The 16,493-nt window shown below is 65.9% G+C and carries 15 protein-coding genes and 1 pseudogene; 5 read left to right on the top strand and 11 right to left on the bottom strand.

Annotated elements, in window-relative coordinates; all coding sequences use genetic code 11:
- Positions 1–3: 3 nt before the first annotated feature.
- The 3 genes from ACZYZ7_RS05090 to ACZYZ7_RS05080 are packed head-to-tail and all read right to left on the bottom strand — an operon-like array spanning position 4 to position 1,983.
- Positions 4–837 (bottom strand): EamA family transporter, encoded by an 834-nt coding sequence (locus ACZYZ7_RS05090; protein WP_463740552.1) that lies wholly within the window; start codon positions 835–837, stop codon positions 4–6.
- Positions 838–872: 35 nt separating this feature from the next.
- The gene (locus tag ACZYZ7_RS05085; protein ID WP_135454616.1) at positions 873–1,490 is read right to left on the bottom strand and encodes a TetR/AcrR family transcriptional regulator; all 618 of its coding nucleotides are present in this window, start codon (positions 1,488–1,490) and stop codon (positions 873–875) included.
- Between the two features lie 19 nt (positions 1,491–1,509).
- The gene (locus ACZYZ7_RS05080; RefSeq protein ID WP_135454614.1) at positions 1,510–1,983 is read right to left on the bottom strand and encodes a hypothetical protein; all 474 of its coding nucleotides are present in this window, start codon (positions 1,981–1,983) and stop codon (positions 1,510–1,512) included.
- 172 nt (positions 1,984–2,155) lie between these two features.
- Here ACZYZ7_RS05080 and ACZYZ7_RS05075 point away from each other — a divergent pair, with 172 nt between their 5' ends.
- From ACZYZ7_RS05075 to ACZYZ7_RS05060, 4 genes and pseudogenes are all read left to right on the top strand, one after another.
- Entirely contained in the window at positions 2,156–3,514 is a 1,359-nt protein-coding gene (locus tag ACZYZ7_RS05075) for an aromatic ring-hydroxylating oxygenase subunit alpha (protein WP_463740352.1), read from the top strand.
- Positions 3,515–3,555: 41 nt separating this feature from the next.
- The gene (locus ACZYZ7_RS05070) at positions 3,556–4,020 is read left to right on the top strand and encodes a hypothetical protein (protein ID WP_463740351.1); all 465 of its coding nucleotides are present in this window, start codon (positions 3,556–3,558) and stop codon (positions 4,018–4,020) included.
- Positions 4,021–4,022: 2 nt separating this feature from the next.
- Positions 4,023–5,329 (top strand): annotated as a pseudogene (locus ACZYZ7_RS05065) (cytochrome P450).
- 78 nt (positions 5,330–5,407) lie between these two features.
- Entirely contained in the window at positions 5,408–5,911 is a 504-nt protein-coding gene (locus tag ACZYZ7_RS05060) for a GtrA family protein (protein ID WP_463740350.1), read from the top strand.
- Here ACZYZ7_RS05060 and ACZYZ7_RS05055 read toward each other — a convergent pair.
- The 8 genes from ACZYZ7_RS05055 to ACZYZ7_RS05020 form a co-directional block, all read right to left on the bottom strand.
- Positions 5,902–7,119, bottom strand: coding sequence for an acyl-CoA dehydrogenase family protein (locus ACZYZ7_RS05055; RefSeq protein ID WP_450071781.1), 1,218 nt, complete (start codon positions 7,117–7,119; stop codon positions 5,902–5,904). The two genes, ACZYZ7_RS05060 and ACZYZ7_RS05055, sit on opposite strands and share 10 nt — an antisense overlap.
- Positions 7,116–8,486, bottom strand: coding sequence for an LLM class flavin-dependent oxidoreductase (locus ACZYZ7_RS05050; protein WP_450071780.1), 1,371 nt, complete (start codon positions 8,484–8,486; stop codon positions 7,116–7,118). The genes ACZYZ7_RS05055 and ACZYZ7_RS05050 overlap by 4 nt, the downstream gene beginning before the upstream one ends.
- Positions 8,483–10,192, bottom strand: a complete 1,710-nt coding sequence (locus ACZYZ7_RS05045) for a dipeptide ABC transporter ATP-binding protein (protein WP_463740349.1) — start codon at positions 10,190–10,192, stop codon at positions 8,483–8,485. The genes ACZYZ7_RS05050 and ACZYZ7_RS05045 overlap by 4 nt, the downstream gene beginning before the upstream one ends.
- A complete protein-coding gene (locus tag ACZYZ7_RS05040) occupies positions 10,189–11,055 on the bottom strand; it encodes an ABC transporter permease (protein ID WP_450071778.1) in 867 nt (288 codons plus the stop codon). The genes ACZYZ7_RS05045 and ACZYZ7_RS05040 overlap by 4 nt, the downstream gene beginning before the upstream one ends.
- A gap of 1 nt (position 11,056) precedes the next feature.
- Positions 11,057–11,980, bottom strand: a complete 924-nt coding sequence (locus ACZYZ7_RS05035; protein WP_463740348.1) for an ABC transporter permease — start codon at positions 11,978–11,980, stop codon at positions 11,057–11,059.
- Positions 11,977–13,611, bottom strand: a complete 1,635-nt coding sequence (locus tag ACZYZ7_RS05030; RefSeq protein ID WP_450071776.1) for an ABC transporter substrate-binding protein — start codon at positions 13,609–13,611, stop codon at positions 11,977–11,979. Before ACZYZ7_RS05030 ends, ACZYZ7_RS05035 begins: the two co-directional genes overlap by 4 nt.
- 421 nt (positions 13,612–14,032) lie before the next feature.
- Entirely contained in the window at positions 14,033–14,851 is an 819-nt protein-coding gene (locus ACZYZ7_RS05025) for an acyl-CoA thioesterase domain-containing protein (protein WP_463740347.1), read from the bottom strand.
- Between the two features lie 44 nt (positions 14,852–14,895).
- Positions 14,896–15,594: an MBL fold metallo-hydrolase gene (locus ACZYZ7_RS05020; RefSeq protein ID WP_450071774.1), complete on the bottom strand. Its 699-nt coding sequence runs from the start codon at positions 15,592–15,594 to the stop codon at positions 14,896–14,898.
- Positions 15,595–15,644: 50 nt separating this feature from the next.
- Between ACZYZ7_RS05020 and ACZYZ7_RS05015 the strand changes: the two genes are divergently transcribed.
- Positions 15,645–16,466, top strand: a complete 822-nt coding sequence (locus tag ACZYZ7_RS05015) for a tat pathway signal sequence (protein WP_450071773.1) — start codon at positions 15,645–15,647, stop codon at positions 16,464–16,466.
- The last annotated feature ends 27 nt before the right edge of the window (positions 16,467–16,493 follow it).

Raw genomic sequence — 16,493 nt, 5'->3', positions numbered from 1 at the left:
TGATCAGCCGATCTCGGCAGGGACCGGAGTGGCACGCGCCCCGGTACGCGCCGCGCCGACGCCTGCAGCCACCACGAGGCAGATGCCGATCACGGCGGCCGGAGCCGGGACCTGGTGGAGCAGAACGAAACCGACCAGCATCGCGAATGCCGGCTCCAGGGCCATCAGCGTGCCGAACGCGGCGGTGCTCAGATACCGGAGCGCAGACATCTCGAGGGTGAAAGGGATCACCGGCAGTAGGATCGCGAGCCCCACTCCGATCAAGAGCAACTGCGGTGTCAACTGAGGAAATACCGACGGCCCGACAACCGCGGTGCCGACCAGGCCGGCGACCGGCATGGACACCGCCAAGCCCTGGATACCGGCCACCTCGTCGCCGACGCGTTGCGTGAGCAGGATGTAGCAGGCCCAGCACAGTGCGGCGCACAGCGCGTAGAGCACACCGATGAGGTCGACGTCGCCCGTCCAGGGTTCGGTGAGTAGCACCACGCCGGCCGCGGCCAGCCCGGGCCACAGAATCCGATTGCGCCCCTTCCCGTGGGCGACGGCGACCCCGAGCGGGCCGAGGAATTCCAGTGCGCTGGCTGTGCCGAGCGGGATCCGGGACAGGGCCGCCATGAAGAGCATCGTCACTCCGGCCGTGACCACACCGAGCGCGACGCACGTCCAGAATGCCGACCTGGTGAAGGCCGACGGGCGCGGCCGCACGATCACGAGCATCAGAACGCCGGCCCACGCCAGGCGCAGCCACGCGGCACCCTCGGCTCCGATGTCATCGATCAGGCCGACTGCCACGGCCAGCCCGATCTGCACGCACAGCATGGACGCCATGGCCATCAGCGCGCCGGTGCGCGCCGGATGTCCGGTCTTGGTCACAAGTTGTTCCCCTTGGGGACAACGATATTGGCCAGAACCATGCGAAGGAACGGGCGGTAGACCGCCTGGTCGTCGAGCAGGCTGTTGAGGGTGACGCCGTCGTTGGCGGCCAGAATGACCCGGGCCAGGTCCAGCGCCGGGATACTCAGGTGGCCGCCCAGGCGCGCGGCGCCTTTGGAGATGTAGTCGGCGAGGGCGCGAGCGGTCTCCTCTCGCTGTGCTGCCACTCGTTCCCGCGCGTCGGGATTGCGCAGCAGGAACAGGGTGTACTCGCATCCGAGGACGGCGCGGTCGGGCCCCTCGGCGGCGACCAGATCCCGCCAGCGGTCACCGAGTTCATCGGCATCGAGATCGTCGAGTCGGTGAAATGTGGCGATGACGTCGGCGAAGCCGTCGAGGAACTGTTGGCGCTGTCGTTCGACCACTGCCAGGAACAACTCCGCCTTGCTCCCGAAGTGGGAGTAGATGGCGCCGCGGGTGTAGCCCCCGACCTCGGCGATGTCCTCTAACGCGGCCCCGTCAAACCCCTTGCGCGCAAATACCTCTTCGGCAGCGTCCAGCAGAACGTTGCGCGTGTGTTCCAAGCGGCGTTGCTTCGTCCAGCGTTCGGCCATGGCCCCATCCTGTCAAACGTTAGCCAACGGGCGTGGCGGCGACCGCCGGCCGCGCCACCCACCCCCGGTCGGCGGGTCGGAAGGCTTCCGTCTTTCCGACATCCGCGGGACTTCCGCAGGCGTTCAGTGCCTGCGCCTTGAAGGCGCGCGCGGCACCGCTGAGTCGATGCTGAAATGCGCTGTCGGCGCTCACCAGGCAAATCCCTTCACTCGGCGGGCCATCAGAGGCCGGCACGTCGCAGACATACGTCTGAATCCGCGGAGCCCCAGCCTGTGAAATCCGCACCAGCGGCGCCCCGGCGCCGGTCATCTCGGCATCCAGGGCGCAAACCCGCGTCTGGGCGCCAACGATCTCCAGCGCTGGCGTCGCGGCCAGTTCAGGCAGCCAGACGACCACCGCCCAACCCTCAAGTGCTCGGTCACAGATGAGTCCGCCGGCCCAGATCACCGCTTGCTCCGCACTTTCGGCCATGACCTCCAACAGAGACCGCACCAGAACACCTCCCCGATCGCCATGACTCGATCCGATATATGCACCGTTGTATTAGATATACATAAATGTATAGTAGTGATCGCAGTCACAAACTACTTCCTGGCGCCGACAAGGCCGGGCACACCGGCCGTCAGCACCTCACCGCCCAGTGATCGATAGAGGAGGTCCGCCCGTGCAGACAGCACGCCCCGGAAATTGGGTCGAGAACGCCACCGGCCTGGATGACATCGCGCCCGATGCCTATCGGATGCAGATTCCGACTAGTCGCTATGTCGCACCGGAATTCGTTGCTCAGGAACGTGATTCGATCTGGAAGAGAGTCTGGCAGGTGGTCGGCCGGGTGGACGAGTTGACCAAGGCCGGCGACTGGAAGCAGTACCAGATCTTCGATCAGTCCTACATCGTCGTGCGCGGCAAGGACGACACCATCCGAGGCTTCGTGAACGCATGCCGGCACCGGGGCAACGTGCTGTGCCGTGACGCCCGCGGAAACGCCAAGCGCGGCTTCCTGTGCCAGTACCATTTGTGGTCGTATGACCTCGACGGGCGGCTCAAAGGAATGTTGCGGGAGGCCCTGGCCGGACCGATCGACAAGGACACCCACGGGCTGATCGAGGTTTCGGTGGGCACATTCGCCGGGTTCATCTTCCTCAATCCTGATCCGACCGCCGAACCCCTGGCGGACTTCATCGGCGAGGAGGTCGCGACCATGCTGGCGCCGTATCACCTCGACGAGATGGTCACCGTGATGGACGTGACCGAGGCCATCGACTGCAACTGGAAAGTGGTCCTGGACGCCTTCCAGGAGGGCTACCACATCGACGGCATCCACCCTCAGTTGCTGCGGGTGATCAACATCGACCCGGCCACGAGCAGGTACCGGTTCTTCGACCAGCACAGCGTGTCGATGGCCCCGTTCGACGTCGTCGGCGCCACCCCGGAGCAACAGGTCGACGGCATCATGGACCTACCTGAGACGTTCCCGTCCACCGTCGCGGTGCTCCCCCGCTTCTCCGAACTCGTCGCCGGGTACCGCGCCGACGACGGATCGCTGACATTTCCCGACGGGGTCACCGCCCGCACACTGCTGCAGACAGCGACACGAGACACGTTGACCGGCATGGGGCTTGACGTCAGCGGGCTGACCGACGCCCAGATGAGCGACAACCACGGCTGGGTATGGTTCCCGAACTTCTTCATGACCATCCGCGCCGGAGAGGCGACGATCATCATGTCTCTGCCCCACCCGGACGGTGACCCCAACCGATGCATCTGGCACGTCGCCAGCTACATGTGGTTGCCCGACGAGATGAAGGCGGCTTTCACCGCCGAGGCGATTGTGGTCGACGAGGCCGGCAGCTACAAGTATTTCGAAGCGCTACAACAGGATTACGAACAGATGCCGCGCCAGCAGATCGGGTTGCGCAACACCGCGCTCAAGCACATGGCCTTGGTCAAGGAAGAGGTCGTGATCGCGCACTTCCATTCGGTCGTCGACAAGTACCTCGCTGCCGCAGGCGCCGGGTCCTGATCTACCAGATCTCGAAAACCACCACAGAGAAGGAACTTTGCGTGAAACACGTCCATGAGGTTGTCGACGACTACACCGGCCGCTGTCGCGCAGTGGTGCAGTACGCGGTCACCACCAAGCAGTTGGTAAACGCCGCAAAACAGCCAGGGTTCGGGATCGACGGCTGGGCGCCGCTGGCGGCCCTGGTCGCGGTCGACGAGTTCGAACGGATCGGCAACTTCAAAGAGGTGATGAACTGGGACGAGTACACCGATTTCATGACCAATTGGGCCTCGGCCTCGGAGTGGGACGGCCGGTTCAAGCGAGTCAGCGAAGTCGACGGTGTGGTGTACCTCGAACTCGAGGAACACACGAAGATGGGCGATTTCGAGTCGGTGGTCAACTCGATCTCGGTATACGAGTTCACCGCCGAGGACAAGATCCGTCACATCGATCTGTACCTGCAGATGGCGCTGCCCAACACCGAGATGTTGACCAGCTATGAGGGAGTTGAGATCTCGGAGTGAGTATCGAAATCACTCGCGGCGACGTCGATGCGATCGACTTCTTCACCGACAACACCCTGCTGCACGATCCCTACGCCTACCTTGCACAGCTCCGCGCTGAAGGCCCGCTGTACCAGGAGGCACACCACGGCGTCGTCATGGTGACCGGATACGACGAGGGCGTGGCGATCTACAACGACAGTGAACGCTTCTCCTCGTGCCTGTCGGTCACCGGCCCGTTTCCCGGCTTTCCGGTTCCACTCGACGGATCGGGCACTACCGACATCTCGAGCCTGATCGAGACCCACCGCGACGACCTGCCGTTCAACGACCAGCTGCCCACGTTCGATCCGCCGAAACACACGGATCATCGCGCCCTGCTGTCGAGGATGATCACACCCAAGCGCCTCAAGGAGAACGAACAGTTCATCTGGCGGATCGCCGACCGGCAGTACGACACCGCCCTGACCGGCGGCGGCTGCGAGTTCATCGATGATTTCGCGGGCCCGTTCGCGATGCTGGTGATCGCGGACCTGCTCGGAGTCCCCGAATCCGACCATCCCGAGTTTCAGGAAGCGCTGCTGCACGGCGGCCACACGGGCACCATCGGCAGCAGCAAGGGCGAGTCGTTACAGCAGACCCCCCTCGAGTACCTCTACGGGAAGTTCACCGAGTACATCGGGACCGGCGTGCCCGACCACGTGACGACGTTCTGACGGGCGTGGCCTCCGCGACCTTCCCCGACGGGAGCACCCCGGAGGTGATCGACGCGGTCCGGGTGGCCGCCAACCTGTTCGCGGCGGGACAGGAGACCACTGTGCGATTGTTGTCGGCCGCCGTGATGATCTTGGCCGAAGATCAGCAGCTGCAAGGCCGACTCCGCGCCGACCGTACGCTGATCCCGCGCTTCATCGAAGAGTCACTGCGCTACGAGAGCCCGGTGCGCGGAGACTTCCGGCTCACCAGGGTCCCCGTGACGATCGGCGGCAAAGACGTTCCGGCCGGGACCATCGTCATGCTGGTGAACGCGGCAATGAACCGGGATCCGGCCAAGTTCGACGATCCAGACCGCTTCGATGCGGACCGCGTCAACGCCCGCAACCACGTGGCATTCGGTCGCGGACCGCACAGTTGTCCGGGTGCCCCGCTGGCCCGCACCGAAGGCCTGGTCAGCCTGAACCGACTGCTCGACCGGACCGAGCGCATCTGGATCGACGAGGAGGTGCACGGTCCTGCGGACGCCCGCAAGTACCGCTATCTGCCCACATTCATCCTGCGGGGGCTGACCCGCCTGAACATCAGGTTCACCCCGGCCCGGACCGAGACATGATGCGCGGGATCGCCAGGGCTCCATCGGAGTTCGCTCGGCGCTCACGCACCTGACATCTTCCGATGCCACGGTGTCCATGTGCGAGACGAACTAAGCCGGGTATCTGCCGCCGAGCGGTTCCACCGGTTGTGCGTCCTGGTGGTGCACGCCCTGCCGGCGCCACTGAATTCTGTTGTGGCCCCGACATTCCTCGGCTTTGTGGTGATCAACACCTTCACCTTCGGCGTCGATCTCACGATTCTGACGGTCCTGCACGGCGTCTTCCGGGTTCCGCTACCGCTCGCGGTGACCGTGGGATACGCCGGTGCCTTCGGCCTCGCGTACTACTTGAACCGGACACTGAACTTCCGCTCACACGCCGCTGTCGGTCCTCAACTGACGGTGTACGTGGTGGTCGTCGTGATCAACTACCTGGCGTTCATCCTGGGTGTATCCAGCGGGCTGGCGGCCGTGGGTGTCGAGTACCACCTGGCCCGGATCGTTGCCGGCGGCTGCGAGGCGGTCTACATGTACAGCGCGATGCGGTGGGTGGTGTTTCGTGCTGATCCCGCCGGACCGCGGGCCCGGTCGGATCAGAAGTAGCCACTGCCCGGCAGGCGAGTGCCGCGGACGTGAAGGGCACCGAGCGCCTGCGCTTTGTATGACGACGGGTTGTGTGAGGCCAGCGTCCGGATGTTGCGCCAATGCCGATCGAGCAGATGCGACTGCCGCACCACCGATGCCCCGCCGACGTCGAAGATCTGCCCCGCCGCCTTCTGCGCCAGGGCATCGACCACGATCTTGGCGGCCGCGGCCTGCGCGGACGCCTCATGGGCGAGTTCGAGGCCCGGGTCGGTCCCGTCGGTGTCGGCTTCGAACGCCAGGGCCAGGGCGTCGGCGGCGGCCAGCACCGTGGCCTGCCCGGCGTACGCGGCGGCCGCGATCTCACCGATCTCGCGCTGCAACAGTGGATCATCGGCGGCCGTGGGGGTCGGCGCCCAGGCGAAGCTGCGTGGGCGCTGAAGCACATGCGCCACCGCATCATTGCGAAGTGCGTGCACCACACCGACTTCCAGTGCCGTCACGTACAGCTGGAAGAACGCGCCGGACAGGTACAGCGACTGCTCCTCGTCGTCGGCGTTCGGCGGGGCGAACTCCAGCACCTCGTCAGCGGATACCACGATGTCCTCGAAAGTGGCAGTACCGGTTCCGGTGGCGCGCTGCCCCATGCCGTCCCAGTCGTCGACCACCGTGAATCCGGGCCGGTCGGTGGGAACGAGGGCGATCACCGACGCCCCCTCGGGATTGCTGGCCAGCACCTCGGCGTAGTCGGCGTACAGCGTGCCGGTGGTGAAGAACTTCTTTCCGTTGAGCCGATATCCGTCGCCGTCGCGGGTGAGCTTGGTCTGCCAGGTGAACCCACCGGCCGGGGTCGAGCCCAGTTCGGTCGAGGCATTACCGACGATCGCGCCGGACAGCGCCAACTCGGTCACCCGGCGGCGCTGCTCGGCATCGAGCCGCAGCCGCTCCTCGACGTGGGAGAAATGTCCGCGCAGGATGTGTGCGACGTTCACGTCGGCGGTGGCCAATTCGATGACCAGGGCGAACAGTTCACGCAGGCTCGCCCCGCCGCCACCGTCGGCGCTGGGCACCCGCAGCGCGCCGAGCCGCTCGGCGCGAACGAGATCGATTGCGGCGAAGGGTCGTTCGCCGGTCCGCTCGCGCTCCAGCGCGCCCTCTCCGATCGCGGCGATCAGGTTGGCGAGCCGATCGGATCCGTAGGTGACGGGCTGAGCAGTGGTGGATGTCATCGGATTGCCTCCTGGTTGGCGTGGCGGTAGTTGGCGGCGCGGTGGGTTTCTGGCAGGCGGGGGCCGCGGCCGAACAGCTTGTGGCGCAGGGTTCCCTCGTCATACGAGGTCTTGTACAGGCCGCGTCGTTGCAGCTCCGGCACCACATGGTCGACGAAGTCGACGAACGAACCCGGGGTGATCACGTTGGTCAGGTTGAACCCGTCGACATCGGTTTCCTCGACCCACTCCTGCAGCTCGTCGGCCACCTGCGTCGGGGAGCCGACGGTGAATCCGCCCTCGGCGTCGATGGCTTTCGCGTCGATGAAGTCCCGCAGCGTCCACTGGCCCTGGCCGAACATCTCCACCGAGGACTTGAGGAACTCGTTGTCGGTGACCGCAACCGGGTCGTCGAGGTCGAAACGCGACAGGTCGGTTCCGAGCCACCCGGACCACAGGGCAAGGGCGCCTTCGGGATCGGTATAGCGGCGGAACTCGTCATAGCGGGCCTGGGCGGCCCGTTCGGTTGCCCCGGTCACCACCACATGGCCGTTGACGATCTTCACGTCATAGGGGTCACGCCCGGCCGCGGCAGCGCGGGCCCTGATGTCGGCCACCGCCTCACGCAGTATTTCCTTGGTCGGTGCGCCGATGAAGATCACCTCGGCGTTCTCAGCCCCGAACTGTCGGCCCCGGTTGGATGCACCGGCCTGGTAGAGCACCGGTGTGCGTTGAGGCGACGGCTCGCACAGGTGGATGCCCGGAACTCGAAAATGCTTGCCGTCATGGGCGATCGGATGCACCTTGTCCGGGTCTGCATAGGTGGCCCGGCCCGGATCGACGCCGACGGCGTCGTCCTCCCACGAGCCCTCCCACAGTTTGTACAGCACCTCGGTGTACTCGTCGGCGATGTCGTAACGATCGGCGTGCGGGGTGATGGTGTCCAGGCCGTGATTCCGCGCGGCGCTCTCCAGGTACCCGGTGACGATGTTCCAGCCGACCCTCCCCTTGGTGAGGTGGTCCAGGGTCGACATCCGGCGGGCGAACGAATACGGATGCTCGAACGATGTGGCTGCGGTGATGCCGAACCCCAGATTTTTCGTAACAGTGGCCATGGCGGGTACCACGAGCAGCGGATCGTTCACCGGTACCTGGGCACCGGAGCGCAGCGCGGCCGCCGGACCACCGCCGTAGACGTCATAGATGCCCAGTACATCGGCGATGAACAGCCCGTCGAACAGACCACGCTCGAGCACCTTGGCAAGATCCAGCCAGTAGTCGATGTCCTTGTAGCGCACCGCCTGCGACTCCGGATGCCGCCATGTTCCGGCGACAATATGGGCGACGCAGTTCATGTCGAACGCGTTGAGCACGATCTGGCGGGTCATGGTAAACCTCCGGCAACGGATTCGGGCTCGCCCGTCGGGAGACTCGCGAGCAGCTCAAGGGTGTAGGGATCCTGCGGATTGTCGAAAATGTCTGCAGCCGGTCCTGACTCGACGACACGCCCTTGACGCATCACCAGAACCCGGTCGGCCATGTGGTGGATGACACCGAGGTCGTGCGAGATGAACAGGTAGGACAACTTGAGCCGGTCCTGCAGGTCGGTCAGCAGGTCGAGCACCTGAGCCTGGATGGTGACGTCGAGCGCCGACACCGGTTCGTCGCAGACGATCACGTCCGGCTCGGCAGCAAGCGCTCGGGCGATGGCGACCCGCTGACGCTGGCCGCCCGAGAGCAGGAGCGGCCGACGGTCCAGGTGTTCCGGGCTGAGCCCGACATCGGCGAGGAGATCCTCGGTGCGACGGCGGCGGGCGTCGGCATCCGGGAACCGATCGGCGGGCAGGGCATCCTCGATGATCCGGCGCACCGTCCAACGTGGATCGAAAGATCCGAGCGGGTCTTGGTAGATCACCGAGATACGGCGGCGCCGGGGCCGCCGTTGAGCTTCGGTCGCCTCGCTCCACGGTTCACCGGCCAACTCCACTGTGCCGTCATCGGGATCCAGCAGGGCCAGGGCCAACCGTGCCGTGGTGGTCTTGCCCGATCCGGATTCTCCGACGATGCCGAGTGTCTCGCCGACCCCGAGGCTGAACGAGACACCGTCGACGGCGGTGCGGGCCACGCCGTCGGGGCCGGCGAACTTCTTCACCAAACCGCCGGCGCGCAGCAGGATCCCGTCAGCGGGCGGTGCGCTGCGAGGCACGGGATGCACGGGCCGCGGCGGCATATCCGACAGCCGGGTGCCCTTACGATGCGCGGCGGGCACCGCGTCGAGCAATGACCGGGTGTAGGGATGCGAGGGCGTCGAGAGCACCGCGGCCACTGGCCCCTGTTCCACCACTCGTCCGTTGCGCATCACTGCCACCCGGTCGGCCAGCCGGCTCACCACAGCCAGGTCATGGCTGATCACGATGAGGCCGGTGCCGCGTTCCTTCATCTCTGCCAGCAGGCCGAGGATCTGGACTTGCACCGTGACATCCAGTGCGGTGGTCGGCTCGTCCGCGATGAGCAGCGGCGGGTCCAACGCGATCGCCGATGCGATCAGCGCCCGCTGGCGTTGACCGCCCGACAGCTCATGCGGGAGCTGCCGGGCCCGCAGCTGCGGCTCCGGAATGCCTACCGCGGTGAGTAATTCGATGACCCGGGCGGCACGCCGCGCGCGGTTGCCGAAGCGATGCAGCCGCAATGTCTCGGCGATCTCCCTGCCGACGCTGCGCAGCGGATCCAGGGACACCAGGGCGTCCTGCAACACGAAACCGACCTTCTTGCCGCGGACGGCCCGCCAGTCCCGGTCGCGGTATCCCAGTACCGATTCGCCCACGACCTCAAGCCGGTTCGCCGTCACCTGCAGCGAAGCATTCGAGCCTGAGCCGGTCAAGCCCAACAGGGTGCGCGCGGTGACGCTTTTGCCCGAGCCGGATTCTCCGACGATGGCCAGGCATTCCCCCGCGTCGACATGCAGGGATACGCCGTGGACCACCTGGCGGCGACTCCCCCCGGTGCCGAAGCTGACCTCGAGATCTGAGACGTCCACCAACCGGGCCACCCTCCGATCAGTCCGCTCGGCCCGTTCCGGCAATACCTCGGTCATGTCGGCCGTCCTTCCAGACGTTGCTGTAGATAGCGGCCGACGACGGTGACCGCCAGCGTGCAGCCGACGATCGCCAGTCCCGGAAACACTTCCAGCCACCAGGCGGTGGAAACGAAATCTCGCCCGGCGTTGAGCATGGCGCCCCACTCCGGCGCCGGCGGCGCGACACCGAGCCCGAGAAAGCTCAGCGACGACGCCCACACGATCGACTGGCCGACCCCCATGGTTCCCAGCACCACCAATGGGCGCATTGCGTTCGGGAAGATGTGGCGGGTGATGATGCGATGTTGGGAGTGTCCCAGAGCGATCGCTGCACTGACATATCCGGAATCCTTGACGGCCAGTACCTGTCCCCGAATCATCCGCGCATAGCCGGCGGCCGAGCCGATCGCCACCGCCAGAATCTGGGTGGCCGCGCCCGGGCCGAGCATCGCGATGAACAACAACGCGACGAGCATGCCCGGCAGCGCGAGCACGACCTCCAGGAACCGGCTGATCGCACCGTCGGTGAACCGGCCGCCCAGCCCCGAGGCGAGGCCGAACACGATGGCAACGCTCAGCGCCAGCGCGGTCGCCCCCACGCCGATCGCGAGTGAACTCTGGGCACCATAGACGACGCGGGTGTAGATATCGCGCCCGGAGGCATCGGTGCCGAACCAGTGGTCCCATGACGGAACCTGCAGCGGTGCTTCGATATCGGTGTCATACGGCGACTCGCTGGTGAACAGCGATGGCGCCGCCGCCCAGGCCAGCATCAGCGCGAGGTAGAGCCCTGCGATCCACACCCCGGGCCGAATCCGCCTGCCGCTCCAGCCGCGCAGGCTCGCTCCGGCTGTGAGCCCATCGGTGATCCGCACCGCCATCTCATGCCCTCCTGAGCCGCGGATCGACACGGACGAAGGCGATGTCCACCAACAGGTTGGCCACCACGTACGTCAACGCGACCAACAGCGTCACACCCACCACCACCGGCATGTCCTGTTTGGAGACAGCATCGACCAGGACGCGGCCCAAACCGGGACGCACGAAAACGATCTCGACGATGACGGCCGTGGAGAACAGCGACCCCAGAGCCCAACCCGACAACGACAAACCGGGCAACACCGCGTGGCGCAACGCATGTCGCCAGCGCACACCCCAGTCGCTCATGCCGCGTGCCCGCGCCGACACCGCGAACGGTTGCTCCATCGCCGAGGAGAACTCGTCGCGGGTCACCTGGCCGAGGAAACCGGCCAGTGGCAGCGCCAGGGTCAGGGCCGGCAGTACCAGCCCGGCCACGCCATCGTCGCCGACCACCGGAAACAGGTGCAGCTGGAACGCGAAGATCACCAACAGCACTATGCCCAGCCAATATTGGGGCAAGGCCGCCAGGAAGATCTCCAGGCCGGAACCGATCGTGGCCAGCGCCCGACTGCGATGGGCGGTGAGCAGGGTGACCACCACCGCAATCGCCCAGGAGGCCGCCAAAGCAGTGATCGTCAGTACCAGTGTCGGGCCCACCTGCTGCCCGATGATGTCGGCCACCGGCTGCTTGAGCACATATGACGTCCCGAGATCACCGTGGAGCAATCCACCGAGATAGTCCAGGTACTGCACCGGCAGCGGCCGGTTGAATCCGTACTGCTCGTTGACCGCCGCCAGTTGCTCGGGGCTGGGTTTGGAGCCGGCACCGCCGAGGATCGTCTGAGCCGGGTCGCCCGGCATCAGGTGCTGAGCCAGGAATGTCAATGTCGCTGCGCCCCAGAGCACTCCGATCATCCCGGCGATCCGGGTCAGGATGCGTCTCATGGCGCCAGCCACGCGTCGTGCAGTATCGGCTCACCCTCCGAGGGCTCGATCCAGACGTCCTTGAGCCGCTTCTTGGTGACCAGGCGGGTGGTCTGGGGGTACAGCCCGAGGTGATAGGCATTCTCAGCGACGATCTGCTGGACCTCGCCGTAGAGCTTCTTCTGCTGCTCGACGTCGTTCGAGGCTGCCGCCTGGTGCAGCAGGTCATCGATCTTGGGGTCCGAGACCCAGGACATGTTGTTGCCCGGAGCAGCCTTGAGGGAGTCGGTGGAATACACGATCGACAACACGGCGGGCGTGGGGCTGTTCCAGTACGCGCCGGTCAGGCCGTCATAGGCATCCTTGTCGGTGAACGCCGCGTAGTACTGGTCGGCCGGAAGCGGTTTGAGCACCACATCGAAGCCGATCTGTTTCTCGGCGGCCTGGATGTTCTGGAACAGCGTCACATCAGCGGGCGGGGTGTCCCCCGGATCCGACGAGTAGACCAACTGAGCGGTCAACCGCTTGCCGTCCTTGGTCCGGTAGCCCTCGGCGTCACGCTGGTTCCACCCCGCGGAATCCAGCAGGGCGTTCGCCTTGTCCGGGTCGTGCGCGTAGTGATCGCGCAAGTCCGGACGCAAGTAGGGCGTTGTCGACGACAGCGGGCCCGGCTCCCAATCGAACACTCCGAGATACGCGCTGCGGACGGCTGCCTCGGCGTTGGCGCCGTGGATGAAGGCCTGCCGAACAGCCTTGTCGTCGAACGGCTTATGGCTGGTGTTCAGCGCGATGCCGTTGGGCAGCCCGGTATGGGTGAACGCCTGCAGGACCAGGTTGCGGTCGGCTTCCAGCGCGGCCTTCTGCTGGGGCGGCGGGTTGAAGATGATGTCGGCATCGCGACCCTGCACCGCGGCGAACCGGACCGATCCGTCTTCGAGGAACTTCCAACTGACGTGGTCGAGATAGGCCGGACCCTGGTGCTTGGCATCCTGCGGGGCCGAGTTGTAGTCAGGATTGCGGTCCAGTTCGACGCTCTGGCCGCGGTTCCACTGCTTGACGATGAATGGCCCGGTGCCGACCGGGGATTGGCAGTTGGCCTCGAGCCCACGGGCCATCGCCGTGGGCGACTCGATTCCGAAGAATGCCTGCGAAAGCACCGGAAGCAGAGCCGAATACGGCGAGGACAGCGTGAGTTCGAAGGTAGAGGGGTTCACCGCGCGCGAGGATTTGTAGTACGGCCGCAGGTAACCCGTATCGGTCTGCGACTGCGTCGCCGGATCCAGGATCTGCTCGAAGTTGGCCTTCACCGCAGCGGCATCCAAGGGGGTGCCGTCGTGGAACTTCACGCCGGAACGGATCGTGAAGGTGTAAACCAGGCCGTCCGGTGACACCGTCCATGAATCGGCCAGCCACGGCACCACCGATCCATCGGGGCGTTCGGACACCAATGAGTCGAGGTACTGCCGGGCAACGTAGGTCTGCGGCATGTCACCGAAGTTGTGCGGATCCAGGCAGGTGGGCTCACGATCGGCGCCGTACACGATGGAGCCACCGCGCACGGGCGTACCGCCGTCACCCGAGGACGCGGTCTCGGACCCACCACCGCAACCGGCACCAACCAGCGCAACTGAAAGGGCTGCGGCAGACGTCATCAGGGCATGGCGAAGCGCGGTACGAGGCATGTGATGCGTACTTTCGGTCGGTCGGAGAGCGTCGAGTACCGGGCAGCCGAGCACGGTGGAGATGACCGTGCCGATCGGTGATGTAGCGAGCGCTGCTCAGGGGTCAAAGGGTGGTACAGAAGCTCCGCCACGATGCCCAACCAGAAAGCCGGATACAAGAGATCAAATCCGGCCGATCAAAAAGGACTACGAAATCGACCAACACGATCTGTCACCGCGATGGTCGCGGTTCGGGAAAACTCCTCGTAGACGTGGGTCCGCGGGACGGCCGGTCAGCCCGATCCAGCCTGCGGCTTGTGGCCCAGATCGCACGCGTCAGCGCACAACCGAACCGGTGCCGGTGGCGGAGAGCCGAGGACCTCGTCCCGATTGGGCTACGCCGCTCACACGGTCATCTCGGCGCGGTGCGCTCCGGAAATGGGTCGGCGGAGAAATCGATCTGAGCCGCCGGGTTGCTGATGGCCGTGATCAGGCCGGTGCCGAACGCCCCGGCACTGTCGATCAGCGTCGATGTGCCCACCGCGACACCATCGGCGGCCAGATGCGAATCGGCCTGCACGCCGATCCACTCGTCACCGGGCAAGCGCGACAAGGCGACCGTCAGATCACCGTTGATGTAGCCGACGCCGGCGGTGCCCAGGTTCGTCACCAGGCTGGTGCCCTCCGCTGCCATTGCCGCCCGCACGAACGGCGAGTTCGGCTGCCCCTGCACCACGGTGATGGTGCGGTTCATGAACCGCTTGCGGGACGCATTCTGGTGCTCGGCGATGGCGCGACTCCAACCACCCGCATCACTGCCCATATACGTCGTCCGGTCCCCATCGAGTGCGGCCGGCGGTTCGAACCGGGCGGGCGCCGTCCACTCTTCACCCCGCGGGGGCGCGCTCAACCGGTACTGCACCAACGTCGCGCGCGCCACGGTCACGCCGTCCTGCACCAGCTCGCATTCGGAGTTGCGGACCCGCCGACCGTCCCGGATCAACGCCACCTTCGTCGTCGTCGGCAGTCCACGCGCGGCTTTGAACAGGTCGACGGTCAGCCGGGCCGGCAGAAACTCGGGCAGTCCGAAGGCTGATTCCAGCGCCCGGGCAGCGAGCCCCACCAGCGCCGGGCCGTTGAGATGATCTTCACCCCAGTGGCTCTGTGCAAAGCGGGTCGGCTGGAACCTGTCCTGCTCGGACTGCACGAAATGGGCGTCAACCTCGGTCATCGGCGAATCGTCGCATATGGGCTAACTAAATTTGTCGGCGGGGATCACGAAGTGGACCAGGCGCTCAGCCAGCGCTGCTGGAGCCGGATGAAATGCGCGTCGACCACTGCGCCGTGGCCGGGGACGAACACCCCGTCTTGCCCGCCCGCGGCCAGCACCGCCTCCAGGGTGGCCGGCCAGGCTTCGAGGTCGGAGTCGGCGTCGATAACCGGGTCACCTGACTGCTCGACGAGGTCACCGCAGAACACCACCGTGTGCCGGTCCGGCACTGTGACGATCAGGTCGTGGCTGGTGTGGCCCCGGCCCGGACGACTGATGCTCACGGTCCGGCCGCCGAGATCGATATCGCCGCCCGACACTTGGTGCACAGGAACCGGCATCGATGCGATGGCCGCGTCGACATCGCCGGCGTCGGCACCGTAGCGGATCGCATCCTCGCGCAGGTGCGCCCGGCCGGAGTCCATGGCGGCGGCAACCTCTGGCGTGCAATGGATTTCGACGTCCTTGAACCATGAACAGCCCAGGACATGGTCAAAATGGTTGTGTGTCAGGACGATATGGCCGACTCGTTGTCCTGTCAGCTCCGCAACGTCGGCCTCGATCCCCCGGGCCTCGGCCAATGTGGTGCCGGAATCGACCAACAGGGCTTGCGCGCTGCCACTGACGAGTCCGACCGTCACATCCAGAAAAGGAAGGCGGGTGCGCCACACACCCCCGCCCAACTCTTCCCAGTCGTAATTCATCGCCCACCGTCGATGCCGACCATGCGACGCACGCCTGCGAAGCTACTCCTATGCGCCGCCTCCTGTTCTGTCTTTGTGTACTCGTCGTCATCGCCTGCGGCAGCACCGTCCCGTCGGCGAATGCGGCCTGCACGACCGGAACGGATTGCGACTTCGCCGAGCGCATCGCAGGCGCTGACGCCTATCTGGCGACCCGCCCCGGCACGGTCGGCTACGTTCTGCGCGACCGCACCACGGGTGGCGTCTACCGGAATGCCCACGCCGGCGAACAAGTGTGGACGGCGTCCACGATCAAGCTCGGGATGGTCGTCGACCTGCTGACCAGACAACGTGCCGGCACCGTGACGCTGACCGATTCGGACCGGGCACTCATTGCGGCGATGCTGCGCTCTTCGGACGACGATGCCGCCGACACCCTGTGGGCCCGGTACAGCGGCACCGACCACCAGGCGTTCAACGCCGATTTCCCGGCCTACGGGCTGACCGGGCTGCAACCGCAGCGGGGGTTCAGCCGGATTTACCCGTACTGGGGCTTCCAGAAGGCCACGCCCGAGGATCTGGACCGGTTGATGAGCTACACCCTCACCAGCCTCACACCGGCCGAGACGGCGGGCATCGTGGATGCGCTGCAGCACGTCGACGCCAACCAACAGTGGGGCGTCTGGGGCGCCGGCCCGGCGATGAACCCCGGCAACAAGGACGGCTGGTCACTCGAACAGGGCGGCTGGGTGGTCAACAGCGTCGGTTTCGCCGGGCCGCAGCAGCGCTACACGCTGGCGATCATGAACGCGCTCGGCGATCAGGGCGGCTACGACGACGGAGTACAGACCACCACCCACCTCAGCGAACTGCTGCTGACCGGGCGGCACTGACCTGACCCGACAGGTTTGCCATGGCCG

The organism is Mycobacterium sp. IDUB_17, assembly GCF_055419465.1.
The sequence above is the reverse complement of the archived record's forward strand: the minus strand, read 5'-3'. Positions and strand labels throughout refer to the sequence as shown.